Source organism: Polaromonas sp. P1_F8 (assembly GCF_056405635.1).
The window spans coordinates 19,672-45,362 of record NZ_JBFUBS010000006.1; the positions used below are offsets into that span (position 1 = coordinate 19,672).

The 25,691-nt window shown below is 61.6% G+C and carries 24 protein-coding genes and 1 tRNA gene; 18 read left to right on the forward strand and 7 right to left on the reverse strand.

Features of this window, described 5'->3' with window-relative positions:
- Nucleotides 1–202: 202 nt before the first annotated feature.
- Entirely contained in the window at nucleotides 203–919 is a 717-nt protein-coding gene (locus tag AC1D1J_RS18295) for a Crp/Fnr family transcriptional regulator (RefSeq protein WP_457281374.1), read from the reverse strand.
- A gap of 168 nt (nucleotides 920–1,087) precedes the next feature.
- Here AC1D1J_RS18295 and AC1D1J_RS18300 point away from each other — a divergent pair, with 168 nt between their 5' ends.
- The 10 genes from AC1D1J_RS18300 to AC1D1J_RS18345 all read left to right on the forward strand — a co-directional run bounded on the left by AC1D1J_RS18300 (nucleotide 1,088) and on the right by AC1D1J_RS18345 (nucleotide 13,881).
- Nucleotides 1,088–2,287 (forward strand): ABC transporter substrate-binding protein, encoded by a 1,200-nt coding sequence (locus AC1D1J_RS18300; protein WP_477695491.1) that lies wholly within the window; start codon nucleotides 1,088–1,090, stop codon nucleotides 2,285–2,287.
- A 149-nt stretch (nucleotides 2,288–2,436) separates the two neighbouring features.
- Nucleotides 2,437–4,383 (forward strand): AMP-dependent synthetase/ligase, encoded by a 1,947-nt coding sequence (locus AC1D1J_RS18305; protein ID WP_477695492.1) that lies wholly within the window; start codon nucleotides 2,437–2,439, stop codon nucleotides 4,381–4,383.
- Nucleotides 4,384–4,507: 124 nt separating this feature from the next.
- On the forward strand, nucleotides 4,508–5,290 hold the full coding sequence (locus tag AC1D1J_RS18310) for an ABC transporter ATP-binding protein (RefSeq protein ID WP_457281377.1): 783 nt from the start codon (nucleotides 4,508–4,510) through the stop codon (nucleotides 5,288–5,290).
- A gap of 171 nt (nucleotides 5,291–5,461) precedes the next feature.
- Entirely contained in the window at nucleotides 5,462–6,391 is a 930-nt protein-coding gene (locus tag AC1D1J_RS18315) for a branched-chain amino acid ABC transporter permease (protein WP_477695493.1), read from the forward strand.
- 137 nt (nucleotides 6,392–6,528) lie between these two features.
- Nucleotides 6,529–7,605 carry a branched-chain amino acid ABC transporter permease gene (locus AC1D1J_RS18320; protein WP_457281379.1) on the forward strand — a complete coding sequence of 359 codons (1,077 nt, stop codon included), beginning with the start codon at nucleotides 6,529–6,531 and terminating at the stop codon, nucleotides 7,603–7,605.
- A gap of 126 nt (nucleotides 7,606–7,731) precedes the next feature.
- On the forward strand, nucleotides 7,732–9,066 hold the full coding sequence (locus tag AC1D1J_RS18325) for an ABC transporter substrate-binding protein (protein WP_477687141.1): 1,335 nt from the start codon (nucleotides 7,732–7,734) through the stop codon (nucleotides 9,064–9,066).
- A gap of 182 nt (nucleotides 9,067–9,248) precedes the next feature.
- On the forward strand, nucleotides 9,249–10,058 hold the full coding sequence (locus AC1D1J_RS18330) for an ABC transporter ATP-binding protein (RefSeq protein WP_457281381.1): 810 nt from the start codon (nucleotides 9,249–9,251) through the stop codon (nucleotides 10,056–10,058).
- 192 nt (nucleotides 10,059–10,250) lie between these two features.
- Nucleotides 10,251–11,510 carry a phenylacetate--CoA ligase family protein gene (locus AC1D1J_RS18335; protein WP_477695494.1) on the forward strand — a complete coding sequence of 420 codons (1,260 nt, stop codon included), beginning with the start codon at nucleotides 10,251–10,253 and terminating at the stop codon, nucleotides 11,508–11,510.
- Nucleotides 11,511–11,700: 190 nt separating this feature from the next.
- Nucleotides 11,701–12,696, forward strand: a complete 996-nt coding sequence (locus AC1D1J_RS18340) for a tripartite tricarboxylate transporter substrate-binding protein (protein ID WP_477687139.1) — start codon at nucleotides 11,701–11,703, stop codon at nucleotides 12,694–12,696.
- A gap of 231 nt (nucleotides 12,697–12,927) precedes the next feature.
- The gene (locus tag AC1D1J_RS18345) at nucleotides 12,928–13,881 is read left to right on the forward strand and encodes a Bug family tripartite tricarboxylate transporter substrate binding protein (protein WP_477695632.1); all 954 of its coding nucleotides are present in this window, start codon (nucleotides 12,928–12,930) and stop codon (nucleotides 13,879–13,881) included.
- A 71-nt stretch (nucleotides 13,882–13,952) separates the two neighbouring features.
- Here the strand turns inward: AC1D1J_RS18345 and AC1D1J_RS18350 are convergent, their stop codons facing one another.
- Complete coding sequence (locus AC1D1J_RS18350) at nucleotides 13,953–14,255, reverse strand: DUF1840 domain-containing protein (RefSeq protein WP_436156923.1); 303 nt, start codon at nucleotides 14,253–14,255, stop codon at nucleotides 13,953–13,955.
- Nucleotides 14,256–14,403: 148 nt separating this feature from the next.
- Between AC1D1J_RS18350 and AC1D1J_RS18355 the strand changes: the two genes are divergently transcribed.
- The 8 genes from AC1D1J_RS18355 to AC1D1J_RS18390 all read left to right on the forward strand — a co-directional run bounded on the left by AC1D1J_RS18355 (nucleotide 14,404) and on the right by AC1D1J_RS18390 (nucleotide 22,717).
- On the forward strand, nucleotides 14,404–15,153 hold the full coding sequence (locus AC1D1J_RS18355) for a 2OG-Fe dioxygenase family protein (protein ID WP_477695495.1): 750 nt from the start codon (nucleotides 14,404–14,406) through the stop codon (nucleotides 15,151–15,153).
- A gap of 158 nt (nucleotides 15,154–15,311) precedes the next feature.
- Nucleotides 15,312–17,651: a bifunctional salicylyl-CoA 5-hydroxylase/oxidoreductase gene (locus AC1D1J_RS18360; protein WP_477695496.1), complete on the forward strand. Its 2,340-nt coding sequence runs from the start codon at nucleotides 15,312–15,314 to the stop codon at nucleotides 17,649–17,651.
- Nucleotides 17,652–17,688: 37 nt separating this feature from the next.
- Nucleotides 17,689–18,177: a MarR family winged helix-turn-helix transcriptional regulator gene (locus AC1D1J_RS18365; RefSeq protein ID WP_457281386.1), complete on the forward strand. Its 489-nt coding sequence runs from the start codon at nucleotides 17,689–17,691 to the stop codon at nucleotides 18,175–18,177.
- Nucleotides 18,174–19,028, forward strand: a complete 855-nt coding sequence (locus AC1D1J_RS18370; protein WP_477687137.1) for an enoyl-CoA hydratase family protein — start codon at nucleotides 18,174–18,176, stop codon at nucleotides 19,026–19,028. Before AC1D1J_RS18365 ends, AC1D1J_RS18370 begins: the two co-directional genes overlap by 4 nt.
- A 26-nt stretch (nucleotides 19,029–19,054) precedes the next feature.
- Nucleotides 19,055–20,236, forward strand: coding sequence for an acyl-CoA dehydrogenase family protein (locus AC1D1J_RS18375; RefSeq protein WP_477695497.1), 1,182 nt, complete (start codon nucleotides 19,055–19,057; stop codon nucleotides 20,234–20,236).
- Nucleotides 20,233–21,888, forward strand: coding sequence for an AMP-binding protein (locus AC1D1J_RS18380; RefSeq protein ID WP_477695498.1), 1,656 nt, complete (start codon nucleotides 20,233–20,235; stop codon nucleotides 21,886–21,888). The genes AC1D1J_RS18375 and AC1D1J_RS18380 overlap by 4 nt, the downstream gene beginning before the upstream one ends.
- Nucleotides 21,885–22,325 carry an acyl-CoA thioesterase gene (locus AC1D1J_RS18385; protein WP_477687134.1) on the forward strand — a complete coding sequence of 147 codons (441 nt, stop codon included), beginning with the start codon at nucleotides 21,885–21,887 and terminating at the stop codon, nucleotides 22,323–22,325. The genes AC1D1J_RS18380 and AC1D1J_RS18385 overlap by 4 nt, the downstream gene beginning before the upstream one ends.
- On the forward strand, nucleotides 22,322–22,717 hold the full coding sequence (locus tag AC1D1J_RS18390; protein ID WP_477695499.1) for a RidA family protein: 396 nt from the start codon (nucleotides 22,322–22,324) through the stop codon (nucleotides 22,715–22,717). The genes AC1D1J_RS18385 and AC1D1J_RS18390 overlap by 4 nt, the downstream gene beginning before the upstream one ends.
- Nucleotides 22,718–22,860: 143 nt before the next feature.
- Here the strand turns inward: AC1D1J_RS18390 and AC1D1J_RS18395 are convergent.
- From AC1D1J_RS18395 to rpsK, 5 genes are all read right to left on the reverse strand, one after another.
- Nucleotides 22,861–22,937: transfer RNA gene (locus AC1D1J_RS18395), tRNA-Met, on the reverse strand.
- A gap of 18 nt (nucleotides 22,938–22,955) precedes the next feature.
- Nucleotides 22,956–23,357 (reverse strand): 50S ribosomal protein L17, encoded by a 402-nt coding sequence (rplQ, locus tag AC1D1J_RS18400; protein ID WP_122954335.1) that lies wholly within the window; start codon nucleotides 23,355–23,357, stop codon nucleotides 22,956–22,958.
- An 85-nt stretch (nucleotides 23,358–23,442) separates the two neighbouring features.
- Nucleotides 23,443–24,432 (reverse strand): DNA-directed RNA polymerase subunit alpha, encoded by a 990-nt coding sequence (locus tag AC1D1J_RS18405; RefSeq protein WP_122954336.1) that lies wholly within the window; start codon nucleotides 24,430–24,432, stop codon nucleotides 23,443–23,445.
- 95 nt (nucleotides 24,433–24,527) lie between these two features.
- Nucleotides 24,528–25,151, reverse strand: coding sequence for a 30S ribosomal protein S4 (rpsD, locus tag AC1D1J_RS18410; protein ID WP_348045240.1), 624 nt, complete (start codon nucleotides 25,149–25,151; stop codon nucleotides 24,528–24,530).
- Between the two features lie 131 nt (nucleotides 25,152–25,282).
- Nucleotides 25,283–25,687: a 30S ribosomal protein S11 gene (gene rpsK / locus AC1D1J_RS18415; RefSeq protein ID WP_007869288.1), complete on the reverse strand. Its 405-nt coding sequence runs from the start codon at nucleotides 25,685–25,687 to the stop codon at nucleotides 25,283–25,285.
- Nucleotides 25,688–25,691: the final 4 nt, after the last annotated feature.

Sequence of the window (25,691 nt, forward strand, 5' to 3'; positions counted from 1 at the left end):
CTGTACTGGTCACACCAAGCGCTCCTGATTTCATAGCTGCTTGCGCCCGTTCTGATTGGTCTGCAGGCACTTTTGGCACCTGAAAAGCGCCCCAAACCGCACCCCAAACGCCCAAAATGGCTCCCCGGGCAGTTCAAGCCACCGAACACGTTTGCTACTAATTCAATAGCTGCTTGCGCTCGCCACCATTGGCCTGCAGCCCTTATTTGCTTGAAAAAACACTGGACCGCAGGGCGCCCAGGTCCAGCACGCGCAGGCCGCCGTATTCGATGCGGATGAGCCCCTGGGCCTGCAAGGCGTTGAGCGCCTCGTTCACGCGCTGGCGTGACAGGCCCACCAGGTAAGCCAGTTCCTGCTGCGTGATGCGCAGGATTTCGCCCACGCCCGGATACAGCACCGGGTTGAACAGCGAGGCCAGGCTGCGTGCCACGCGGATGTCGGGGTTGTTCATGCGGTCGATTTCGCGCGCGGCGATGAACTGGCCGAGCCGCTCGTTGAGCTGGTTCATCACAAAGCGGTTAAAGCCGATGGAGTGGTCCAGCAGCCAGTGGAAGGTTTCCACGGGCAAACCCGCCACCACGCTTTTGCGCAGCGCCTGGATGTTGTAGCGGTAGGGCTCGCGCTTGAGCGCCGTGCCTTCGCCGAACCAGCCGCCGGGCGGCACGCCGGTGAACGTCATGGTCATGCCCTGCTCGTTGTCGCTGCTCATCTTGAGCAGGCCTTCGACCACGCCAAACCAGTAGGTCACCGGCTTGCCGACACGGCACACATAGTCGCCCGGCGCGGCGTCGCCCACCTGCAGCCCGGCTAACGCACGTGCTCTTTCTTCAGGCTGCAGCAAGGGCAGCCAGGGAATGCCGCGCAGCTCGTCGGGCGTGGGGTTCCTGCGGCGCTGGTGAAGAGGCGGTTCAGTGGACATGGCTCACAACATTCGGGTGAAAGTCAGTGAAAGGTCAGGGAAAGTCCGGGGCGGGCGCAACCCTTGGATTGTCGTCGGATAGACATTTCATTGCCAATCCAAAGCATAGCATCGGCCCCGCTGAGACAGCAAATCAACAAGCCGATAACGACAGCCAGGAGACCCGCCATGACCGACAACCGCACACGCCCATCGCCCGATTTATTCCCCGCACACGCCGCCCGGCCGCACACACAGCTGACACGCCGCCGCATGCTGGGCGCGCTTGCCGCCGTACCCGCCGCGCTCTACGGAACGGCGCACGCGCAAGACACCGGCCCGGTGCGCATCGCGCAATCCATCGCGTTGAGCGGGCCGCTGGGCGAACTGGGCCAGGCCATGCACCAGGGCGCCAAAGCGTGCTTTGCCAGCATTAATGCCAAGGGTGGCGTCAATGGCAGGCCGATAGAACTCACAGTGGCCGACGACGGCTACGACGTCAAACGCGCGCTGACCAATGTGAAAGGCTTCATCGACGACAAAAGCAATTTCGCGCTCTTCAATTGCATGGGGACACCCATGATCGAGGCCATGCTGCCGCAGGTGATCGAGTCGGGCATGCCTTTCTTCGCACCGTTTTCCGGTGCGCTGTCGGCGCGCCCCGCCAACGCGCGCAACGTGTTCAACATCCGTGCAAGTTACGCCGACGAAGCCGAGCAGCTGGTGCAGCACCTGGCAACCATCGGCATCCGGCGCATCGCGATCGTCTACCAGAACAACTCCTTCGGCAAAGAAGTGTTCGACGCCACCCAGCGCTCCATGACCAAACACAAGCTGGAAGCGACCGCGATTGTCACGGTGGAAAACAACTCCTCGGATACCGGCCCGGCAGCGGTAAAAATTGCGGGCTCCAACCCGGAAGCCGTGCTGGTGGGCCTGGCCGGCAAGCCGACCATCGACTTCGTGAAAGCAATACGCGTGCAGCGCAAGGGACTGCCTCTCTATGCACTATCCATCATGGGCGCGGCCGCCACACTCAAAGCCATGGGTGACGACGCCACCGGCATTGCCGTGTCTCAAGTCGTGCCCTTGCCGGGCAATACCGTGGTGCCCATGGTGCGCGAATTCCAGCAGGCGTGGAAGGCCGCGGGCGTGGCGCTGGAGCCTTCACACCTGGCGCTGGAGGGTTACATCAATGCCCGCGTATTTGCCGAGGCGCTGCGGCGTGCGGGCAAAAACCCGACACGCGCCGGCTTCATCGACGGCACCTGGAATTTGAAGCGCTATGACCTGGGCGGCTTTGAAGTGAGCTTCAGCGACTCGGCCCGCAATGCCTCGCGCTTTGTGGAGCTCACCATGGTTTCGCGCGACGGGCGCTTTATCCGATAAACCGCGCCGACCCCGGGCACACCCCAGTAGGACTTACCCGGAAATTGTCGTCGCAATGACACCATAGCGTCAAAGCTGGTCCTACTATTCATCCCATATCAGCGGTTTTCCTCGAAGAAGGCCGCAACAAAACGGAGACAAGAAAGCGAATGCAGACCACGTTCCCAAGATTGCTGCTCAAACACGCAGCCGAGCGCCCGGGCGCCGCCGCCATGCGCGAAAAAGAGTACGGCATCTGGCAAGCGCACAGCTGGGCCGGTATGGCGCAGCTGGTGGAGCGCATCGCCTGCGGCCTGCATGAAGCCGGCCTGCAGCGCGGCGAGCACATGGTGATCATCGGCGCCAACCGCCCGCGCCTGTACGCCACCATGCTGGCCGCGCAGTCGCTGGGCGCCATTCCCATTCCGCTTTACCAGGACGCCGTGGGCGCCGAGTGCGTCTATCCCATCAACAACGCCGACGTGCGCTTTGCCTTGGTCGAAGACCAGGAGCAGGTGGACAAGCTGCTGGAGATTCGCACCCAGTGCCCACAGCTGGCGCAGATTATTTATGACGACCCGCGCGGCCTGCGCAACTATGCCGAAGACGGCCTGCAGTCGCTTGACGCATTGCTGGAAAAAGGCGGGGCCTTTGCCGCAAAGCAACCCAGCTTCTTCAAGGTTGAAGTCGAAAAGGCCGGGCCGCACGACGTGGCCGCGATGTTTTTCACCTCGGGCACCACGGGCAACCCCAAGGGCGTGGTCCACACCCACAACACCCTGCTGGACCGCGCCAGGGCCGGCGCCGATTTCGACAAACTCACCTCCGGCGAGGAAGTGCTGGCGTACTTGCCACCCGCGTGGGTCGGCCAGAACATCTTCAGCTATGCGCAGTGGCTGGCCTGCGGCTATGTGGTGAATTGCCCCGAGAGCGCGAGCACCGTGACGATTGACCTGAAAGAAGTCGGCCCCACCTATTACTTTGCGCCACCGCGGATTTTCGAGAGCCTGCTGACCACCGTGATGATTCGCATGGAAGACGCGGGCCGCATCAAGCGCGGCATGTTCAACTATTTCATGGGCGTGGCCAAACGCGCCGGCCCCGCATTGATGGACGGGAAGCCGGTGGGCGGGCTTGACCGCCTGCTGTATGCGCTGGGCAGCGTGATGGTCTATGGCCCGCTGCGCAATACGCTGGGCTTTTCGCGCGTGCGTGTGGCCTACACCGCAGGCGAGGCTATTGGCCCGGACCTCTTTACGTTCTACCGCTCCATCGGCATCAATCTGAAGCAGCTGTACGGCTCGACCGAGACCGCCGTGTTTGTGTGCCTGCAGCCGGACAACGAGGCGCGTGCCGATACGGTAGGGGTGCCGATCAGCGGCGTGCAAATCAAGGTGGCCGACAACGGGGAAATCCTGGTCAAGTCCGCCGGCCTGCTCAAGGAATACTACAAAAACCCCACGGCGACGGCCGAGGTGCTGAGCGCCGACGGCTGGTATCACACCAGCGACGCGGGCTTTATCGACGCCAGCGGCCACCTCAAGATCATCGACCGCGTGAAAGACGTGGGCCGCATCAAGGGCGGCGCCAACGACGGCGCCATGTTCGCGCCCAAGTATGTGGAGAACAAGCTCAAATTCTTCCCGCATATCAAGGAAGTCGTGGCCTACGGTGATGGCCGCGAAAAAGTCTGCGTGATGATCAACATCGACTTCGACGCCGTGGGCAACTGGGCCGAGCGCCGCAACCTGCCCTACGCCGGCTATACCGACCTGGCGCAAAAGCCCGAGGTCTACCAGCTCATCAAGGAATGTGTCGAAAAAGTCAACGCCGACCTCAGCGTGGATGCGCTGCTGGCCGGCTCACAGGTCAGCCGCTTCCTGGTGCTGCACAAGGAGCTGGACGCAGATGACGGTGAGCTCACACGGACGAACAAGGTGCGGCGCGGCTTTATCGCCGAGAAATACCAGCCGCTGATCGATGCGCTTTATGGCGGCAAGACCGAACAGTTCATTGAAACCGTCGTCAAATTTGAAGACGGTCGATCAGGCAGTGTCAGTGCGACGCTGAAGATCAGTGATACCCAGACTTTTGCGCCAGTAAAGGCAGCAGCATGAACAACAAGCGACAGCAAGTCCCCCAGATACCAGCTCGAGCCGCGGAACCGGCTTTGCCGGGCCGCAGGCGGGCGGCCCCCTCGGGGGGCAGCGCAGTACACGCAGTGACAAGCGTGGGGGCAGCATGACAAAAAAAATCGGCGATGTCATCCTCGACGTCAACAACATCAGCCTCAGTTTTGGCGGCGTGAAAGCGCTGTCCGATATTTCCTTCAATGTGAAAGAGCATGAAATCCGCGCCATCATCGGACCCAACGGCGCCGGCAAAAGCTCCATGCTCAACTGCATCAACGGCGTCTATGCGCCGCAGCAGGGCTCCATCACCTTTCGCGGCCAGACCTTCAAGCACATGAACAGCCACCAGGTGGCGGTCATGGGCGTGGCGCGCACCTTCCAGAACCTGGCGCTCTTCAAGGGCATGAGCGTGCTCGACAACATCATGTCGGGCCGCAACCTAAAGATCAAAAGCAACCTGCTGCTGCAGGCGCTGCGCATAGGTCCCGCCGAAAAAGAAGAAATCATGCACCGCGAGGCGGTGGAAAAAATCATCGACTTCCTGGAAATCCAGGCCTATCGCAAGACGCCCGTCGGGCAACTGCCCTACGGCTTGCAAAAACGCGTTGACCTGGGCCGTGCGCTGGCGATGGAGCCGCAGGTGCTGCTGCTCGACGAACCCATGGCCGGCATGAACGTCGAAGAAAAACAGGACATGTGCCGCTTCGTACTCGACGTGAACGACGAGTTCGGCACCACCGTCGTGCTGATCGAGCACGACATGGGCGTGGTGATGGACATCTCCGACCGCGTCGTGGTGCTCGACTACGGCAAAAAAATCGGCGACGGCACCCCCGACGAAGTACGCAACAACGAAGACGTGATCCGGGCCTACCTCGGAACCAGCCACTGAATATGCATAAACACCAACAAACCAGATCCAGCGGCCGCCGTGGAACCGGCTTTGCCGGGCCACAAGCGGCGCCCCCTGCAAGGGGGGAGGCCGCTACACGAAGTGAGTCGGCAACGGGGGTGTGCAACACGTTCTCACGAAGTAAGCCCGCAACAGGGGGGAGCCAATAACATGGGTTCATTTCTTGAGACCATTATTGGCGGCCTCATGTCGGGCATGCTGTATTCACTGGTCGCGCTGGGCTTTGTACTTATCTACAAGGCCTCGGGCGTCTTCAATTTCGCCCAGGGCGCCATGGTGCTGTTCGCGGCGCTAGCCATGGCGCGGTTCTCCGAATGGATACCGCAGTGGACCGGACTGGACAGCAAGTTCATCAACAACGCGTTGGCGTTCGCCGCTGCGCTGGCCATCATGGTCGTGGTGGCCTGGCTGATTGAAAAGCTGGTGCTCAGCAAGCTCGTGAACCAGGAAGGTGTCGCGCTGTTGATGGCGACGCTGGGAATTTCCTATTTCCTTGACGGCTTTGGTCAGACCATCTTTGGCTCCAGCATCTACAAGATCGACGTGGGCATGCCCAAGGATCCGATGTTCCTGCTGGAAGGTGTCTTCCAGGGCGGCCTGCTGGTGAACCAGGAAGACCTGGTCGCCGCGCTGATCGCTACCGCCCTTGTGGCCGCACTGGCCGCCTTCTTCCAGTACACCAGCACCGGACGTGCGCTGCGCGCCGTGGCAGACGACCACCAGGCCGCGCAATCCATCGGCATTCCGCTGAACCGCATCTGGGTCATTGTCTGGAGCGTTGCCGGTTTCGTCGCGCTGGTGTCCGGCGTGATCTGGGGCAGCAAGCTGGGCGTGCAGTTTTCACTCTCGGTGCTGGCGCTGAAGGCGCTGCCGCTGGTCATTCTGGGCGGCCTGACTTCGGTGCCTGGCGCGATTGTGGGCGGGCTGATTCTGGGCGTTGGTGAAAAACTGGCCGAAGTGTTTCTCGGGCCCTATGTCGGTGGTGGTATTGAAATCTGGTTCGCGTATGTGCTTGCGCTTTGTGTCTTGCTCGTTCGGCCTCAGGGCTTGTTCGGCGAAAAAATCATCGATCGCGTATAGACATGAAGCCCCCACGCTTGTCACTTCGAGCCTTCGGCGCGCTGCCCCTTACATGTGAATTGGGGCCGATGCGCCTACGGCGCGGCAAAGCCCAGCGCACAACTTCTTTTATTGCGATCTAACGGCGGCTCACCTTTATGTTTTACAGAGAAAACGGCCAGTTCAAAACCAACTACCGGGCGGACCAGCAGATCTTCCCAATCCTGCAGGACCGCATCGCCATCGGACTGCTGCTGGCGTTTGCCTTCGTGGTTGTGCCGCTGCTGGCCAGCGACTACCTGTTCCGCGCCATCCTGATTCCTTTCCTGATCTTCTCGCTGGCAGCAGTGGGCGTGAACATCCTGGTGGGCTATTGCGGGCAAATCTCACTGGGATCGGGCGCCTTCATGGCCGTCGGCGCTTACGGGGCCTACAACTTTTTTGTGCGCATACCCGGCATGCCGCTGATTCCGGCGCTGATTCTGGGCGGTTTGTGCGCCATGCTGTTTGGCATCCTGTTCGGGCTGCCCAGCCTGCGCGTGAAGGGTTTGTACCTGGCGGTGACCACGCTGGCTGCGCAGTTTTTCAGCGACTGGATGTTTTTGCGCATCAAATGGTTCACGATGGACACGCCTTCGGGTTCGGTGTCGGTGTCCAACCTGCAGGTGTTCGGCCTGCCCATCGAAAGCGCACTGAGCAAATACCTGTTTTGCCTGGCCATCGTGGTGGTGATCACCCTGCTGGCAAAAAACCTGGTGCGCAGCGCAATCGGCCGCGAGTGGATGGCCATTCGCGACATGGACGTCGCCGCCGCTGTGATCGGCATACGCCCCATGTACGCCAAGCTCAGCGCGTTCGCGGTCAGCTCTTTCATCATCGGCATCGCAGGCGGCCTGTGGGCCTTCATTTACCTGGGCGCCTGGGAGCCCGCCGCTTTTTCAGTGGACTACTCCTTCCGCCTGCTGTTCATGGTGATCATCGGCGGCATGGGCGCCATCATGGGCAGCTTCTTCGGCGCGGCCTTCATCGTGGTGCTGCCGATTGTGCTGAGCCAGTTGCTGCCGGTACTTGCTGGCTGGCTGGGCATCTCGATCTCCACGGCGGGCATCTCGCACGCGGAACTGATGATTTTCGGCGGGTTGATCGTGTGGTTTTTGATTGTCGAACCGCACGGGTTGGCCAAGCTGTGGGCCGTGGGCAAACAAAAATTGCGGCTGTGGCCTTTCCCACATTGAGATCGTCAGAGCAATTATTCATAGGGTTAAGGATTACTCGAAATCACCAATGCGCAATGGATTGTTAGGTCGTTTACTGAGGTGTCAGTTTTTTCACGGTGTTTATAAATTTTCCAGGAGACAACAATGAAGATTCGTAAATTGATGTTGGCGGTGGCAATCCTCGCCACCGGCGCCTCGTCCCTCGTGGCGACCAGCGCATTCGCCCAGGCGAAGGAGCAGTTCTTCCCGGTGCTGTCCTACCGCACCGGGCCTTACGCGCCCAACGGTGTGCCCTGGGCCAACGGCTACGTGGACTACCTCAAGCTGGTTAACGCGCGCGGCGGCATCAACGGCGTGAAAATCTCGTTTGAAGAGTGTGAAACCGGCTACGACACAGCCCGCAGCGTGGAATGCTACGAACGCCTGAAAGGCAAAAACGGCGGCGCCACGCTGGTGCAACCGCTGTCTACCGGCGCGACGTTTGCCATCACTGAGAAAGCCCCCGTCGACAAAATTCCGGTGGTGACCGTGGGCTACGGCCGCAGCGAGAGCGCGGACGGATCCATCTTCAAGTGGAACTTCCCAATCGCAGGCACCTACTGGGTTGCTGCTGACGCCATCCTGCAAGCCATCGCCAAGAAGGAAGGCGGCTTCGACAAACTCAAAGGCAAGCGGATCGCGCTGGTCTATCACGACTCGCCGTTTGGCAAGGAACCGATCCCGCTGATGCAGGAACGTGCCGCCATGCACGGCTTTACCTTGCAACTGCTGCCTGTTACCGCGCCCGGCGTCGAGCAAAAAGCCACCTGGCTGCAGGTTCGCCAGTCGCGCCCTGACTACGTTGCACTGTGGGGCTGGGGCATCATGAACACCACCGCCATCAAGGAAGCGCAAGCCACCGGCTACCCACGCGAGAAGATGTACGGCGTGTGGTGGGCCGGCGCAGAGCCTGACGTGAAAGACGTGGCTGAAGGCGCCAAGGGCTACAACGCCGTGACGATGCAGCACGGCGCCGAGCCGAACTCCAAGCTGGCCAAAGACATGCTGACCCTGGTGCACGGCAAAGGCCAGGGCACGGGCCCCAAGGAAGAAGTCGGCCAGGTGCTTTACATGCGTGGCGCCATGAGCGCGATGCTGGGCGTGGAAGGCCTTCGCGCTGCACAAGATCGTTTCGGCAAGGGAAAAATCATGACCGGCGAGCAAGTGCGCTGGGGCCTGGAAAACCTGAATCTGACGCAGGCCAAGCTGGACGCGCTGGGTTTTGCCGGCGTGATGCGCCCGATCAGCACCTCTTGCACCGACCACATGGGTTCGGCATGGGCGCGCATCCATACCTGGGACGGCAAGGAGTGGAAGTTCACTTCCGACTGGCTGCAGGCCGATGAGCAGGTTATCAAACCCCTGGTCAAGTCGACCGCCGCCAAGTACGCCACAGAGAAAAAGCTGACGGCGCGAACACCCGCTGACTGCCAAAGCTAGGCCCCCCCCGTGGCGGCGCTCTGCGCCGCCTCCCCCTCAAGGGGCGGCACTGGCGGACCGGCAAAGCCGGATCCACGGTGCCCTTGCCTTGCAATCCTCCCGCCTGGCGGGAGAGGTGCGGCTCTCGCGAGCCGCCAATTGGAAGGCCTGCACGCAGGCCTTCCAATTGGTCAGGAAAAAATATGGACACACCTAACATCGTTCTCAACGTCAACGGCATCGAGGTTATCTACAACCACGTGATCCTGGTGCTCAAGGGCGTCTCGCTGCAGGTTCCGCAGGGCCGCATCGTTGCCATCCTGGGCGGCAACGGCGCAGGCAAGACCACCACACTGCGCGCGATTTCCAATCTGCTCAGGGGCGAGCGCGGCGAAGTCACCAAAGGCTCCATCGAGCTGCGCGGCGAGCGCATTGAAAACCTTTCGCCGGCCGACCTGGTGCAACGCGGCGTGGTACAGGTGATGGAAGGGCGGCACTGCTTTGCCCACCTGACCATCGAGGAAAACCTGCTGACCGGCGCCTACACACGCAGCAGCAAGGCTGAAGTGGCGGCCAACCTCGAAAAGGTCTACAACTACTTCCCGCGCCTGAAAACCCGGCGCACCTCGCAGGCGGCTTATACGTCGGGCGGTGAGCAGCAGATGTGCGCCATCGGCCGTGCGCTCATGGCCAGCCCATCGATGGTGCTGCTGGACGAGCCCTCCATGGGCCTGGCGCCGCAGATCGTCGAAGAAGTCTTCAACATCGTGAAGGACCTGAACCAGAAGGAGCAGGTCACCTTCCTGCTGGCCGAGCAGAACACCAACATGGCGCTCAAGTACGCCGACTATGGCTACATCATGGAAAGCGGCCGCGTGGTGATGGACGGTGCAGCGAGCGATCTGGCCAACAACGAGGATGTGAAAGAGTTCTATCTCGGCGTGGGCGGTGGCGAGCGCAAGAGCTTTAAAGACGTGAAGAGCTACAAGCGCCGCAAGCGGTGGCTGGCCTGAATGGCCCCCACGCTTGTCACTTCGTGTACTGCGCTGCCCCCCCGAGGGGGCCGCTGCGCCTGCGGCCCCGGCTGGTTTAAGACCGCCCTTGTTTGGCATGGTGTCCTTGAGCGGGTCAATGCAACTACGGCGCGGCCGGCGTCGCGTTCGCATCGTACGTACTGAGTATTGACAGGATTTGGAAGATCGCGAATGACAACACATTACGACTCACTGGAAGTGCGAAGCCCTTCGGAACGCGAGGCGGCGCTGCTGACGGCCTTGCCGCAGCAGATCGCGCATGCCAAGACGCGGGCGCCTGCCTTCACCGCCATTCTCAAGGACGTTGACGCTCAAGCCATCACATCACGCGCGGAACTGGCGCGATTGCCCGTCACGCGCAAGCATGAGCTCCTTGAGCGCCAGCAGGCCGAGCGCGCGCCCGGTGGCAGTGGCAATGCATTTGGCGGTTTCAGCGCCTTGCGTTACGGCGCGCACATGCCCCATGTTTTTGCCAGCCCTGGCACCATTTACGAGCCCGGCGGCAAGCGCAAAGACTACTGGCGCATGGCCAGGGCCTTGTATGCCGCGGGCTTTCGCGCCGGCCAGCTGATTCACAACAGTTTCAGCTACCACTTTGTGCCCGCAGGCTCCATGATGGAAACCGGCGCGCATGCCCTCGGTTGCACCGTGTTCCCGGGCGGCACCGGCCAGACGGAGCAGCAGGTACACGCCATGGCGGAACTCAGGCCGGCCGGCTACATCGGCACACCAAGCTTCCTGAAAATCATCATGGAGAAGGCCGCCGAAATGAAGGTGGAACTGCCGACCGTGACGCGTGCCCTGGTTTCAGGCGAGGCGTTTCCCCCCAGCCTGCGCGACTGGCTGGGTGAGCGCGGCATTGCGGGCTACCAGTGTTATGCCTCGGCCGACCTGGGCCTGATTGCCTATGAAACCGAAGCGCGTGAGGGGCTGGTTCTGGATGAAGGCGTGATCGTGGAAATCGTGCGCCCTGGAACGGGTGACCCGGTGGCTGAGGGCGAAGTGGGAGAGCTGGTGGTGACCACCCTGAATCCCGGCTATCCGCTGATTCGCTTTGGCACGGGCGACCTTTCCGCCATCCTTGCGGGCACCTGCCCCACGGGACGCACCAATGCGCGCATCAAGGGCTGGATGGGAAGAGCCGACCAGACCGTCAAGGTCCGCGGGATGTTTGTACACCCCGGACAGGTCGCCGATATCGCCCGGCGCTTTCCGGAAGTGATCAAGGCCAGGCTGGTCGTCAGCGGAGAGATGGCAAGCGACAACATGCATTTCCAGGTAGAAACCGCGTCCGCTCCGGATGGCCTGGACCAGCGTATCGGCGACGCCATCCGTGACGTCACCAAACTGCGTGGAACGGTCCAGCTAATGACCCCAGGAAGTCTCCCCAACGACGGAAAGGTTATTGAGGATGCACGTAGTTACAAGTAGAGCCCCACGCTTGTCGCTGCGCCTGTGGTCTGGCAAAGCCAGTCCCGCGGCCCCTGCTGGCCTGAACTCCCAAAGCCCGGGGTTGCGCGCTGCCCGCAAAGCGACCGGGGGCTAGCCCTTACGTAGTTCCCGCGATGTTTGCGCAGTAAGCGGACCGTAAACTTGGCGCGTTCATCACAAGGAGACGCTCATGAAACGCCTGTTAGTCCTCGCCGCTGCTGCAACGGCCATGTTTGCAGCCCACGCGCAAGCCCCCGCCTTCCCCGGCTCCAAGCCAGTCACTCTGGTGGTCCCATTCGCGGCCGGCGGCCCAACCGACCGTGTGGCACGCGACCTGGCCGAAGCCATGCGCAAAGCCATGGGCGGCAGCGCCAACTTCGTGGTGGAAAACGTCAACGGCGCCGGCGGCACTATCGGTGCGGCCAAGGTAGCCCGCGCAACACCTGATGGCCACACCTTGCTGGTGCACCACATCGGCATGGCGGCTGCGCCGGCCTTGTACCGCAAGCTGCCCTACAAGGTGCTGGACGACTTCGAGTTCCTGGGCATGATCAACGAAGTGCCCATGACCATCATCGGCAAACCGCAGCTGCCGGCCAACAACTACCGCGATTTCGAGAACTACATTCGCGCCAATGCCGGCAAACTCAACATCGCCCATGCAGGGTTGGGCTCGGCATCGCACCTCTGTGGCCTGATGTGGCAGGCAGCCATCAACGCCAAAGACGCGATGACCACCATCCCCTTCGGCGGTACGGCACCAGCCATGAATGCACTGGTAGGCGGACAGGTCGACATGATGTGCGACCAGACCACGAACACCACCGGCCAGATTGAAGCCGGCCGTGTCAAGGCGTTTGCGGTCACGACCGCCAAACCGCTGAAGAACAACAAGCTGCTCAAGGACTACCCGACGCTGCAGGAAATGGGCCTCAAGGGTTTTGACCTGACGATCTGGCATGGCATGTACGCCCCCAAGGGAACGCCGCCGGCCGTGATGACCCAGCTCAACAATGCGCTGAAAGTGGCGCTCAAAGACCCCGACTTCATCAAGAAGCAGGAAGGCCTTGGCGCCGTGGTGGTGACCGACAAGCGCGTCGAACCCGCCGCCCACAAGGCTTTTGTATCCGCCGAGATCAACAAGCTCAAGCCCGTGATCGATGCCGCCGGCAAGTTCGCCGACTGATCTGTTGACTGTTGGATTGCCAGCCGCCCGGTTCCCGCCGGGTGGCTTTTCTTTTTTGGGGTGGCTGGGTTGAAACCCTCTTGAAGCATGGACCCACGCACGCTATCTTCATGTGACCCCCGGCCGCGCGCCGGCCATCCCCTGGAGCTCCTCTTGAACAACAGCAAGCCCTTTCTTTCCCGTCGCTACAGTGCCTTCCTGGCCACCGCGCTGACCGCCGTCGCCACCTTTATGGCCACGCCCTCCGCCTGGGCGCAAAGCGCCGGCTGGCCGGCCAGGCCCGTCAAAATCGTCGTGCCCTTCGCGCCAGGCGGCACCACCGACATCCTGGCCCGCGCCATGGCGCCGGAACTCTCCAAGGCATTCGGCCAGCCCTTTGTGGTTGAGAACCGTGCCGGTGCCGGCGGCAACATTGGCGCCGACGTGGTCGCCAAATCCACGCCTGACGGCTATACCCTGCTCATGGGCACCGTGGGCACACACGGCATCAACAAATCGCTGTATTCCAAAATGGCCTACGACCCGCAAAAAGACTTTGCACCCATCACGCTGGTCGCGGGCGTGCCAAACGTCATGGTGGTCAACACCGAAAAAGCCAAAGCCGCGGGCATCAACAACGTCACGGACTTCATACGCGCGGCCAAAGCCAAGCCCGGCACTTTCAACATGGCCTCGAGCGGCAACGGCACGTCCATTCACCTGGCGGGCGAACTGTTTAAAACCATGAGCGGAACCTATATGACGCACTTCCCGTATAGCGGATCCGGTCCCGCGCTGCTGGCTTTGGTGGGCGGTGATATGGATGTGATGTTCGACAACCTGCCGTCTTCCATGCAGCTCATCAAGTCCGGCAAACTCAAGGCACTGGCCGTGACGAGCTCGGAGCGTTCGGCCGCCCTGCCCGACGTCCCCACCATAGAACAGGCCGGCGGCCCGGCGATGAAAGGCTTTGACGCGAGCTCCTGGTTCGGCCTGCTCGCCCCCGCCGGCACGCCGCCCGACATCGTGAACCGCATCCAGCAGGAAGCCGCCAAGGCGCTGGGCACGCCTGCGATGAAAGAGAAGCTCCTCGCGCAGGGTGCGATTCCCAGCGGCAACACGCCGGCCCAGTTCTCGGCCTTTATCAACGCCGAGCACAAGAAGTGGGCGCAGGTGGTGAAGGCTTCGGGGGCGAAGGTGGACTGAGCGCATATCAACTCACCATGCAAAAAGCCCTGTCACCAGGGCTTTTTTATGGGCCGGCGCGACTGCTGAGCCTAAACGCCCCAAACCACCTCATGCCCCGACTTCAGGTTGCGCTGCAGCATGTCGATAAAGGGCACGGCGCGCTGGCGCAAACCCAGCCCGTCGCCGGGGACAACGCCATCCTCGGCATTGGCATCGTGGGCTTCCTCGTGCGCGATCGCTGCCTGCAGGGCGGCGATCGCGGCGGGCATTTGCTCGGGCAGGATGATGCCTTTGGGGGCGGGGTCTTTGCCGATGATTTCGAGGACTTTGCGGCCGTTTGCTTCGAGCATGATCACGTCGCCGGCGTCTTTGGATTTGAATTTGTAAAGCATGTTGGATTGCTCCTCTAGTTGGAAAGTCAGACAGGCCATTATGGAAAGTTTCCGGGGCTCTGTATGTAGGCAGGTTTCACCTGTTGCGGCCACGGGGTTCCGGCTGCGGCTGCCGGGCCGGCCGCGCGGCTCAAGCAAAATAGGGCCCATGTTCAATATCGCCACTGTCCCCAAGTCGGCTCGCCAGGCGCTCAGCCAGGACGGGCTGAGCCTGCTCAACCCTGCCGAGCTGACGGCCACGCTGGAACTGCCGACGCCGGCTTGGACATCAGGCTGGCAGGCGCTGACAGACTCCTGGAACCGCTTGCCGCCTGACGCTCATCTGAAAGACGGTGGCCACTACCGCAAGCGCCGCCATTCCTGCTTCGTCCAGGAGCTGGCCGAAGGCACACTCACGCAAACCCCGCATCGTGCCCACTGGCAACCCACCGACTACAACGCCCTGCACGGCGGCTTCGAGCGCTGGTTCGACCCGGTCGAGCCAGCGGTAGCCACAGCCCCGGCATGGACGGACCTGCTGGCCAACCTGGGCAAGCTGTTTGCGCAAGTGCAACCCGCCGGGCGCTGGCATATTGAAGCGCACCAGTTCCGCATCGACACCGCGGGCGGGGTAGGCCGGCCCACGCCAGAAGGCGCACATCGCGACGGCGTGGACTTCGTGGTGGTGATGATGGTGGCGCGGCACGGCGTCAAAGGCGGCGAAACCCGGGTGTTCGATGCCAACGGCCCGCATGGTGTGCGCTTTGTGATGCGGGAGCCCCTGACGGCGCTTCTGCTGGACGATGCCCGGGTCATTCACGAGACCACGCCCATCCTGCCGGCAGACGATCAGGCCGGCAGTAGTTTTCGGGATACGCTGGTGCTCACTTACCGGGCAGCAGGCTTTCAGGCCCCCTGATATCCGGCAGGCGGGGCAGCCGTAAATACCGGCATGCCTCTGCACCGCTGCGGTAACACCCGTTTTCCGGTGTTGCGAAAAACACCGGAAAACCCGCTTGACGGATTTAGTTTAAACCTAAACAATTAAGGTTAAATTAATCCAGAGAGTACGCATTCATGCACATTCTTTGCCTGGGCGGTGGTCCCGCAGGCTTGTATTTCGCCCTGCTGATGAAGCTGCAGAATCCGGCGCATCAGCTGACGGTGGTCGAGCGCAACCGGCCTTTTGACACCTTCGGCTGGGGCGTGGTGCTGTCGGACCAGACGCTGGGCAACCTGCGCATGGCCGACCCGGTCAGCGCACAGCTGATCGGCGACGCCTTCAACCACTGGGATGACGTGGAGGTGTTCTTCAAGGGCCGATCGGTGCGCTCCGGCGGCCACGGCTTCTGCGGCATAGGCCGCAAGCGCCTGCTCAACATCCTGCAGGAGCGCTGCATCACGCTGGGTGTGGACCTGGTGTTTGAAATCGATGTGCAGGACGACCAGGCGATTGCGGCGCAATATAACGCCGACCTGGTGATTGCCAGCGACGGCCTGAACAGCCGCATACGCAACCGGTATGCGGAGACCTTCAAGCCCGACGTGGAGCTGCGCGCCTGCCGTTTTGTCTGGCTGGGCACGCACAAGACGTTCGACGCCTTCACCTTCGCCTTCGAGCAGACTGAGCATGGCTGGTTCGCCGCGCATGCCTACAAGTTTGACGAGAACACTTCGACCTTCATCGTCGAGACACCCGAGGCCGTGTGGAAGGCGCACGGCCTGGACCAGATGAGCCAGGAAGACGGCATCGCATTTTGCGAGCGCCTGTTTGCCAAATACCTGGACGGCAACGCGCTGATGAACAACGCCACGCATGTGCGCGGTTCGGCGATCTGGATACGCTTTCCTCGTGTGGTGTGCGAGCGCTGGGTGCATGAGGCTTCCATCAACGGCAAACAGGTTCCCATCGTGCTCATGGGCGATGCTGCGCATACGGCGCATTTTTCCATCGGCAGTGGTACCAAGCTGGCGCTCGAAGATGCGATTGAGCTGGCCAACTGCTTCGCACAGCACGGCGACGCTGCTGGGGCGCTAAAAACCTATGAAGCGCTGCGTTCAGTCGAAGTTCTGAAGATCCAGAACGCGGCGCGCAACTCCACCGAGTGGTTTGAGAACGTGGACCGCTACAGTGGCATGGAGGCCGAGCAGTTCTTTTATTCGCTGCTCACACGCTCGCAGCGCATCAGCCACGAGAACCTGCGAGTGCGCGATGCCGCCTGGCTGCAGGGTTATGAGCAGTGGTTGGCACGCCAAGCCGATAACAAGCCGGCGCCCCCGCCCATGCTGTTGCCGCTGAAGGTACGCGAGCTTTCATTGAAAAATCGTATCGTCGTCTCGCCCATGGCTACCTACAGCGCGGTAGACGGCGTGCCGCAGGACTTCCATCTGGTTCACCTTGGCGCGCGCGCATTGGGTGGCGCTGCGCTGGTGTTTGTCGAGATGACCGCACCGTGCGCAGAGGGCCGCATCACACCGGGTTGCCCGGGCTTGTGGAACGAGATGCAGGCCAAGGCCTTCAAACGCATCGTGGATTTTGTGCATGCCTCAGGTGCCGGCGCCAGGATCGGCATGCAACTGGGACACAGCGGCCCCAAAGGCTCGACACAAGTCGGCTGGGAGCACCCCGATGAACCGCTCGTCGCCGGCAACTGGCCGCTTCTGGCGGCCAGCGCCGTGGCTTACGGCCCCACCAACCAGGCGCCGAAAGCCATGACGCGCGCCGACATGGATCGCGTCAAGACTGAGTTCGTGCAGTCCACCCGCTACGCGGCCGAAGCCGGGTTTGACTGGCTCGAGCTGCACTGCGCCCACGGCTACCTGCTGTCGAGCTTTATCACGCCGCTGACCAACCAGCGCACGGACGAGTACGGGGGCAGCCTGGAAAACCGCTGCCGCTTTCCGCTGGAGGTGTTTGCCGCCATGCGTGAAGTGTGGCCTGCGCATCTGCCGATGAGCGTGCGGATCTCCGCGCACGACTGGGCGCCGGGCGGCAACACAGCCGACGATGCCGTTGCCGTCGCCCGGATGTTCAAGGCCGCAGGGTGCGACTTCATCGACGTGTCGTCGGGCCAGACCACGCGCGCGGCCAAGCCGGTTTACGGCCGCATGTACCAGACGCCATTTGCCGACCGCATCCGCAACGAAGTGGGCATACAGACCATCGCCGTGGGCGCGATCTCGGAAGTCGACCATGTCAACAGCATCATCGCCGCCGGCCGCGCCGACCTGTGCGCCATTGCCCGCCCGCACCTGGCCGACCCCGCCTGGACACTGCACGAGGCCGCCAGGCTGCAAAGCCGGCATGTGGACTGGCCTCTGCCCTACCTGAGCGGGCGCGACCAGCTCTACCGCGAACTCTCGAAGAAAAAAGAGCTTGCAGACCAGGAAGACCGGGCGCAGGCAGCTATCAAATAAATAGCACCAACAAGTAGCATCATCAAGGAGACAAGCCATGGACATGGAAGCAAGAGGTCACAGCGAACACCCCGAGGCCTTGCGGCTCTGGCTGCGCATGCTGACCTGCACGCAGCTGGTCGAGAAGCAGGTGCGTACCCAATTGCGCGAGCAGTTCGACACCACCCTGCCGCGCTTTGACCTGATGGCACAACTTGAGCGCAGCCCGGAAGGGCTGAAGATGAACGAGCTGTCGCGCCGCATGATGGTGACCGGCGGCAACGTCACGGGTATTACCGACCAGCTGGTGAATGAAGGGCTGGTGGAGCGCGTGGATGTGGAGGGTGACCGCCGGGCCTATCGCGTCCGACTGACCCCGCGCGGACGAAAACTGTTCGACGAAATGGCCAACGAGCATGAAGCCTGGATCGTCGCGGCCTTTGAGGCTTTGTCACCACGCGAGGTGGAGTCCCTGCACAAACTGCTGGGCAAGGTCAAGCAACACCACAACGCCCTGCTGGCCGACAGCAAACTGGAAACGACATGAAACACTACATCGGCCTGGCCAACCCCATGCATGCGCAGTTTGATGCGCTGGCCCATCACCAGGCGGAGCATTTCGCTTATGCGTTCGACGCCGGCGTCGCGACGCTGACGCTGAACCGGCCCGAGCGCAAGAACCCGCTGACCTTCGACTCGTACGCGGAGCTGCGCGATCTGTTCCGCACGCTGAACACCGCCACCGACGTGAAAGCCGTGGTGATCACCGGCGCGGGCGGCAACTTCTGTTCGGGCGGCGATGTGCACGAGATCATCGGCCCGCTGACAAAAATGACCATGCCCGAACTGCTGGAGTTCACGCGCATGACGGGTGACCTGATCAAGGCCATGCGCCTGTGCCCGCAGCCCATCATCGCGGCGATTGACGGCATTTGCGCCGGCGCCGGTGCCATGATGGCGCTGGCCGCCGACATGCGGCTGGGCACGTCCCAGGCGAAGACGGCGTTCCTCTTCACGCGCGTTGGCCTGGCCGGTGCCGACATGGGTGCCTGCGCGTTGCTGCCGCGCCTGATCGGACAGGGGCGGGCATCGGAACTGCTGTTTACCGGCAGATCCATGAGCGCGCAGGAAGGCTTGCAGTGGGGCTTCTTCAACGCGCTGCACGAGCCGAAAGATGTGCTGGCGCAGGCGCAAAAGCTGGCGCAAGAGCTGGCCGACGGCCCGACCTTTGCGCACGGCATGACCAAAACCATGCTGCACCAGGAATGGGCCATGACACTGGACCAGGCGATAGAGGCCGAAGCGCAGGCCCAGGCCATCTGCATGCAGACGCAAGATTTCACACGGGCGTACGAGGCCTTTTCAGCCAAACAGAAACCGGTGTTCCGCGGCGACTGAGCGCGGCAGGACGACAAGGATCACGCATGAGATCAACCACCGCCCATCTGGCGCTGCCTTTTTTTGACGAGGTTCACCGCGACCTGGCGCAGCGCCTGGCCGACTGGACGCCGGATCAGCACATCGACGAGAGCGACGACCGCAGGGCTTGCAGGGAGTGGGTGAGTCTGTTGGGCGCCAACGGCTGGCTGCGCTACTGCGTGCCGGCGGGAAAGGACGGCGCCCTGGGCGGCGCGCTTGAAAAATTGGATTCCCGCGCGCTCGTCATCCTGCGCGAAACGCTGGCTTTTCATTCGCCGCTGGCCGATTTCGCGTTTGCGATGCAAGGGCTGGGCAGTGGCGCGATCACGCTGGCGGGGACGCCGGCACAGCAAGCGGCTTACCTGCCGTTGGTAGCCAACGGGAAGAGGATCGCGGCTTTTGCGCTGAGCGAACCCGACGCTGGCTCGGACGCCGGTGCCATGGTGACCTCCGCCACAGACACGGGTGAGGGCTGGGCCTTGAACGGCAGCAAGACCTGGATCAGCAATGGCGGCATCGCGGATTTTTACGTGACCTTCGCCAAGACGGACCCGCAGGCCGGCACGCGCGGCATTACGGCCTTCATCGTCGATGCGGAAAGCAAGGGCCTGGACAGCAGCGAACACATCGCTGTGATGGCGCCACACCCGCTGGCCACGCTGAAGTTCGCGCATTGCAAGCTGCCGCGGGAATCGCAGCTGGGCACGCTGCACGGCGGATTCAAGCTGGCGATGCAGACGCTGGACATCTTCCGCGCCTCCGTGGCCGCTGCCGCGCTGGGCATGGCGCGCCGTGCCCTGGCCGAGGCAGTGCATTTCTCGAAGGAACGGAAGATGTTCGGCCAGACGCTGGCCGACTTCCAGCTCACGCAAGCCAAGCTCGGCGAGATGGCGGCGCTGATCGATGCGGCCGCGCTGCTGACCTATCGCGCCGCCTGGATGCGCGACGAAAGCGAACGTCTGGGCAGCGGTGCGCGCATCACTGCCGAAGCGGCCATGGCCAAAATGACGGCCACCGAAAACGCCCAGAAGGTCATCGATATGGCGCTGCAGATGCATGGTGGCCTGGGCGTGAAGGTTGGCACCAAGGTGGAAAGCCTGTACCGCGACATACGCTCATTGCGCATTTACGAAGGCGCGACCGAAGTGCAGCAACTCATCATTGGAAAGGCCGTATTGCAATCATGAGCACCTCCGTCTCCGACTCCATCGAAAGTGTTGCCGCGGTACCGTCCGCACAGACGGACCGCTTTGTACACGACCGTTTGCCGCCGTATGAGCAGCTTCCCCGCATGGTGTACGCACTGCCCGAGCTGTGCATCCCGGCGCAGGCCAACCTGGTGCAGGCCTTGTTCGACAAGGCGTTTCGGGAGGGACACGCAGGCAAGCCGCTGCTGCGTTCGGACAAGATCACTTTGACATACGCCGATGCGCTGGATCGAGTGAACCGCATCGCGCAGGTACTGACGGAAAACTTCAGCCTGAAGCCCGGCAACCGGGTGTTGCTGCGCGGCGGCAACTCGATCGGCATGGCACTGGCCTGGCTGGGCGTGGTGCAGGCCGGGCTGATAGCGGTGGCGACCATGCCGCTGCTGCGCGCAAAGGAGCTGGGCGAGATCATAGAAAAAGCCAGGCCTGCGCTGGCTTTGTGCGATGCCGGCCTGTTGGAGGAATTGCAGATGGCGCAAGCGCAAAGCGATACGCTGCCCATCATCGTGCCCTTCAACCTGATGGACGCACCGGGCTCGCTCGCGGTTCTGTCGGCGCAGAAGGGCGGCGAATTCACGCCCTGCCCGGTAGCCGCCGACGACATCGCCTTGATGGCGTTTACCTCCGGCACCACCGGCAAGCCCAAAGCCGCGGTGCACACACATCGCGATGTATTGGCCGCTTGCGAAGCCTGGCCGCGCCATGTGCTCAAGGCCAAGCCGGACGACATCGTCATCGGCTCGCCACCGCTGGCTTTTACCTTTGGCCTGGGCGGCATGCTGATTTTCCCGATGTGGGCCGGTGCCTCTGTTTACTACCCCTCCATTGCCTATACGCCAGAAGCGATGGTCAAGCTGATCAACCAGGTCGGCGCAACGGTCTGCTACACGGCACCGACGTTTTACCGGCAGATGGCTGCGTTCGCCAAACAGCACGGCGTGCCCGGCTTGCGGATGTGCGTGAGTGCCGGCGAGAGCCTGCCTGACGCCACGCGGCAGCTATGGAAGGACGCTACCGGCATTGAGATGATCGACGGTATAGGCGCGACCGAGATGTTCCACATCTTTATCTCCGCAGCCGGCGCCGACGTGCGCCGCGGCGCCATCGGCAAGGTGGTGCCAGGCTACACCGCCAAGGTGGTGGACGACACCGGCGCGGAAGTGCCGCGCGGCGCCATCGGCAAGCTGGCGGTGGTGGGGCCCACGGGCTGCCGCTACCTGGACGATGCGCGCCAGGGCAACTATGTGAAGGACGGCTGGAACTACCCGGGCGACGCCTTCATGCAGGACGCCGACGGTTATTTCTTCTACCAGGCGCGCGCCGACGACATGATCATTACCGCGGGCTACAACGTGGCGGGCCCTGAGGTGGAAGATGCCCTGCTCAAGCACCCTGCCGTGGCTGAATGCGGTGTTGTGGGCTTGCCCGACGACGACCGGGGGATGGTCGTCAAGGCCTTTGTTGTGCTCAAGCCTGACCAGGCAGCAAATGACGCCATGGCAAAGGCCCTGCAAGACCACGTCAAGGCGGCGCTTGCGCCTTTCAAATATCCCCGTCAGATCGAATTCGTTACCAAACTGCCGCGCACCGAAACCGGCAAGCTGCAACGCTTCAAGCTGCGCGAATCATGAAATTCACCGCGCAAAAGCTCGTCAGGTTTCACCATTGCGATCCGGCCGGCATCGTTTTTTACCCGCAGTTTCTCTATCTGCTGCATGAGGTGCAAGAGGATTTCCTGGCGCATATCGGCTTTCCCGAGCATGTTCTGATTGCCGGAGGCACGGGCGTGCCGATTGTGGATTTGAAGGTCGAATTTCTGGGTATGTGCCGCCATGGCGACCCACTGGAAATTACATTGGAACTGACTCGCCTCGGCAACGCCAGCATGGGTATGCACTACGAGATCCACGGCAGCCCAGCCACGCCGGGCGGCGCCGAAGCCATCAAGCTGAAAGCGCATGGCGTGGTGGTCTATTCAGAGCTCCCCAATGGCAAACCCCTGCCGCTTCCCGAACGAATGCGCAGCGCCCTGTTACCTTATTTAAAAACACCCTCAGGAAGCTCATGATCAAGAAACTACAACCGCCCGGCTGGGCCGAGCCCAAAGGTTATGCCAACGGCATCCTTGCACGCGGCGCCCTGCTGTTTGTCGGCGGCCAGATTGGCTGGAATGCGCAGCAACAGTTCGAGAGCGACGATTTCATCGCGCAGACGCGCCAGGCGCTGCTGAACATTGCGGCCGTGCTGAAGGCCGGTGGCGCCGGACCCGAACATATGGTCCGCATGACCTGGTATGTGGTGGATCGTGTCGAGTACGTGGCCAGGCTCAAGGAACTGGGTGTTGTCTACCGCGAAGTCATGGGAAAGAATTTTCCGGCCATGACATGTGTCGAGGTTGCGGCACTGGTTGAAGACCGCGCCCAGGTGGAAATTGAAGTGACGGCGGCTGTGCCGGACTGAGCAACAGCTATACAGGCCTGCTGCAAGCAACGACTGCCGGCGACGTCACTGGCAGCAGAATCGCTGAACGCCGATGTAAGCCGGAAAGCAAAACGCCTGCTTGATGCAGGCGTTTTGCTGTTGGCCTCGAGAGGCTAACGTGTTGGTTGCGCGGGCAAGATTTGAACTTACGACCTTTGGGTTATGAGCCCAACGAGCTACCAGGCTGCTCCACCGCGCGGTATGTGTGTATTGTAGCTTACTCTGCCTTGGCCGTGTCAGCTGTAGTGTCTTCTGACACTTCAGGACGGTCCACCAATTCAACCAGTGCCATGGGCGCATTGTCGCCAACGCGGAAGCCCATCTTCAAAATGCGGGTGTAGCCGCCGGGACGTGCCTTGTAGCGTGGGCCAATCTCTGCGAACAGCTTGACGACCATATCACGATCGCGCAGGCGGTCAAATGCCAGGCGCTTGTTGGCCAGAGTAGGCTCTTTGCCGAGGGTGATCATGGGTTCGACCACGCGGCGCAATTCCTTGGCCTTGGGCAGGGTGGTCTTGATGACTTCGTGCTGAAGCAGCGAGTTCATCATGTTGCGCAGCATGGCGAGGCGGTGCTCGCTGGTGCGGTTGAGTTTACGTAATCCGTGTCCGTGGCGCATAGTGTTTCCTTTTTTAAAATCCAGGCAGCCGTATCAGGTACTGCCCGTGCGAGATCCCCTTTCGGGCGGGATCTTGTGGTTCAAATTAACGCTTGTCGAGACCGGCGGGTGGCCAGCTTTCCAGGCGCATACCAAGAGTCAGGCCGCGCGATGCAAGCACTTCCTTGATTTCGTTGAGCGATTTACGGCCCAGGTTCGGCGTCTTCAGCAGTTCATTCTCAGTGCGCTGGATCAGATCGCCGATGTAGTAAATGTTTTCCGCTTTGAGGCAGTTCGCCGAACGAACGGTAAGTTCGAGTTCGTCGACAGGGCGCAGCAGAATCGGATCGAACTGCTGCGAGCTGCGCTGAACGGGTGCGTCAAACGCGGCCAGTTCATTACCTTCGAGCTGTGCGAACACAGCCAGCTGCTCCACCAGGATCTTGGCCGAGGCACGGACAGCATCTTCGGCCGTCACCGCGCCGTTGGTTTCGATTTCCAGCACGAGCTTGTCGAGGTCGGTGCGCTGCTCAACGCGGGCGCTTTCGACGATGTAGCTCACGCGCTTGACGGGCGAGAACGACGCGTCCAGCACGATACGGCCGATCGACTTTGGCGACTCATCGCCATAGCGGCGCTGGTTGCCCGGCACGTAGCCGCGGCCGTTTTCCACCTTGATCTGCATGTCGATCTTGCCGCCGTGCGACAGGTTCACGATCACGTGTTCAGGGTTGATGATTTCCACGTCGTGCGGAGTCTGGATGTCAGCGGCAGTGACTGGGCCTTCGCCGTCTTTACGCAGGCTCAGCGTGACTTCGTCGCGGTTGTGGAGCTTGAACACCACACCCTTGAGGTTCAACAGGATGTTGACGACGTCTTCCTGCACACCGTCGATGGATGAGTATTCGTGCAGGACACCTGCGATGGTGACTTCGGTGGCGGCGTGGCCGACCATGGAAGACAACAGTACGCGGCGCAGCGCGTTGCCCAGCGTATGGCCGTAGCCACGCTCAAACGGCTCCAGAGTCACCTTGGCACGGTTGGCGCCAAGCTGCTCAACATTAATGGTTTTTGGTTTCAACAAATTGGTCTGCATGCAGTCTTCCTCTCAATACCCTCGGTTCGTTACACCGATAAGGCCGGCGAAGCACACCCTGGCGATACGGTGCCCCGTATCGCAGGAACGAAAAATTAGCGTGAGTACAACTCGACGATCAACGATTCGTTGACGTCGGCGGCAAACTCGTCGCGGTCAGGCACCTTCTTGAAGGTGCCTTCGCCCTTGTCGGCGTTCACATCGACCCAGGCGGGCAGGCCAACCTGTTTTGCAAGCTCAAGGGCTTCGGTGATACGGGTCTGTTTCTTCGACTTGTCGCGCACGGCGATGATGTCGCCAGCCTTGACCATGTACGAAGGGATGTTGACAGATCCGCCATTGACCGTGATGGCCTTGTGCGAAACCAGCTGACGCGCTTCAGCACGGGTCGAACCGAAGCCCATGCGGTACACCACGTTGTCCAGGCGGCATTCCAGGATGAACAACAGATTGGCACCGGTGTTGCCCTTGCGACGATCCGCTTCTTCGAAATAACGGCGGAACTGCTTTTCGAGCACGCCATACATGCGCTTGACTTTTTGCTTCTCGCGCAATTGCAAGCCGAAGTCGGAAGTACGGGTACCGGAGGTACGGCCGTGCTGGCCTGGCTTGGAGTCGAATTTGGCCTTGTCGCTGATGGCGCGGCGTGCGCTTTTCAGGAACAGGTCGGTGCCTTCACGGCGGGATAGTTTGGCCTTGGGGCCTAGGTAACGTGCCACTTGAGTGTCCTTTTGTCATCTGCTGCAATAAATTGCAGGAGCCGGAGGTCGTAACCTGCGGCGGTGGGCTTGGTAAAAATGCCTGGTATCTGACGGGCTGAAACAACCGTCGGATGCCTGGGCACGGGGAATTAAATGCGGCGGCGCTTTTGCGGGCGGCAGCCGTTATGCGGAACCGGGGTCACGTCGGCAATCGAATTGATCCGGATGCCGAGTGCGCCCAAAGCGCGAACAGATGATTCACGACCTGGACCAGGACCCTTGATTTCGACGTCAAGATTCTTGATGCCTTGCTCAATGGCGGCACGACCAGCCACTTCGGAAGCGACCTGCGCTGCGAATGGGGTGGATTTGCGCGAGCCCTTGAAACCCTGACCACCGGAAGATGCCCAGGACAAAGCATTGCCCTGGCGATCCGTGATGGTGATGATCGTGTTGTTGAAAGAAGCGTGGACGTGGGCGATACCATCGGCCACGTTCTTGCGAACTTTCTTGCGAACGCGCTGTGCGGCGTTATTGCTTGGTGATTTTGCCATGACG

Bases quoted from the DNA above. Each gene is read 5' to 3' on its own strand.
- AC1D1J_RS18295 (WP_457281374.1), bottom strand. From the start codon at position 919: ATGTCCACTGAACCGCCTCTTCACCAGCGCCGCAGGAACCCCACGCCC.
- AC1D1J_RS18300 (WP_477695491.1), top strand. From the start codon at position 1,088: ATGACCGACAACCGCACACGCCCATCGCCCGATTTATTCCCCGCACAC.
- AC1D1J_RS18305 (WP_477695492.1), top strand. From the start codon at position 2,437: ATGCAGACCACGTTCCCAAGATTGCTGCTCAAACACGCAGCCGAGCGC.
- AC1D1J_RS18310 (WP_457281377.1), top strand. From the start codon at position 4,508: ATGACAAAAAAAATCGGCGATGTCATCCTCGACGTCAACAACATCAGC.
- AC1D1J_RS18315 (WP_477695493.1), top strand. From the start codon at position 5,462: ATGGGTTCATTTCTTGAGACCATTATTGGCGGCCTCATGTCGGGCATG.
- AC1D1J_RS18320 (WP_457281379.1), top strand. From the start codon at position 6,529: ATGTTTTACAGAGAAAACGGCCAGTTCAAAACCAACTACCGGGCGGAC.
- AC1D1J_RS18325 (WP_477687141.1), top strand. From the start codon at position 7,732: ATGAAGATTCGTAAATTGATGTTGGCGGTGGCAATCCTCGCCACCGGC.
- AC1D1J_RS18330 (WP_457281381.1), top strand. From the start codon at position 9,249: ATGGACACACCTAACATCGTTCTCAACGTCAACGGCATCGAGGTTATC.
- AC1D1J_RS18335 (WP_477695494.1), top strand. From the start codon at position 10,251: ATGACAACACATTACGACTCACTGGAAGTGCGAAGCCCTTCGGAACGC.
- AC1D1J_RS18340 (WP_477687139.1), top strand. From the start codon at position 11,701: ATGAAACGCCTGTTAGTCCTCGCCGCTGCTGCAACGGCCATGTTTGCA.
- AC1D1J_RS18345 (WP_477695632.1), top strand. From the start codon at position 12,928: ATGGCCACGCCCTCCGCCTGGGCGCAAAGCGCCGGCTGGCCGGCCAGG.
- AC1D1J_RS18350 (WP_436156923.1), bottom strand. From the start codon at position 14,255: ATGCTTTACAAATTCAAATCCAAAGACGCCGGCGACGTGATCATGCTC.
- AC1D1J_RS18355 (WP_477695495.1), top strand. From the start codon at position 14,404: ATGTTCAATATCGCCACTGTCCCCAAGTCGGCTCGCCAGGCGCTCAGC.
- AC1D1J_RS18360 (WP_477695496.1), top strand. From the start codon at position 15,312: ATGCACATTCTTTGCCTGGGCGGTGGTCCCGCAGGCTTGTATTTCGCC.
- AC1D1J_RS18365 (WP_457281386.1), top strand. From the start codon at position 17,689: ATGGACATGGAAGCAAGAGGTCACAGCGAACACCCCGAGGCCTTGCGG.
- AC1D1J_RS18370 (WP_477687137.1), top strand. From the start codon at position 18,174: ATGAAACACTACATCGGCCTGGCCAACCCCATGCATGCGCAGTTTGAT.
- AC1D1J_RS18375 (WP_477695497.1), top strand. From the start codon at position 19,055: ATGAGATCAACCACCGCCCATCTGGCGCTGCCTTTTTTTGACGAGGTT.
- AC1D1J_RS18380 (WP_477695498.1), top strand. From the start codon at position 20,233: ATGAGCACCTCCGTCTCCGACTCCATCGAAAGTGTTGCCGCGGTACCG.
- AC1D1J_RS18385 (WP_477687134.1), top strand. From the start codon at position 21,885: ATGAAATTCACCGCGCAAAAGCTCGTCAGGTTTCACCATTGCGATCCG.
- AC1D1J_RS18390 (WP_477695499.1), top strand. From the start codon at position 22,322: ATGATCAAGAAACTACAACCGCCCGGCTGGGCCGAGCCCAAAGGTTAT.
- rplQ (WP_122954335.1), bottom strand. From the start codon at position 23,357: ATGCGCCACGGACACGGATTACGTAAACTCAACCGCACCAGCGAGCAC.
- AC1D1J_RS18405 (WP_122954336.1), bottom strand. From the start codon at position 24,432: ATGCAGACCAATTTGTTGAAACCAAAAACCATTAATGTTGAGCAGCTT.
- rpsK (WP_007869288.1), bottom strand. From the start codon at position 25,687: ATGGCAAAATCACCAAGCAATAACGCCGCACAGCGCGTTCGCAAGAAA.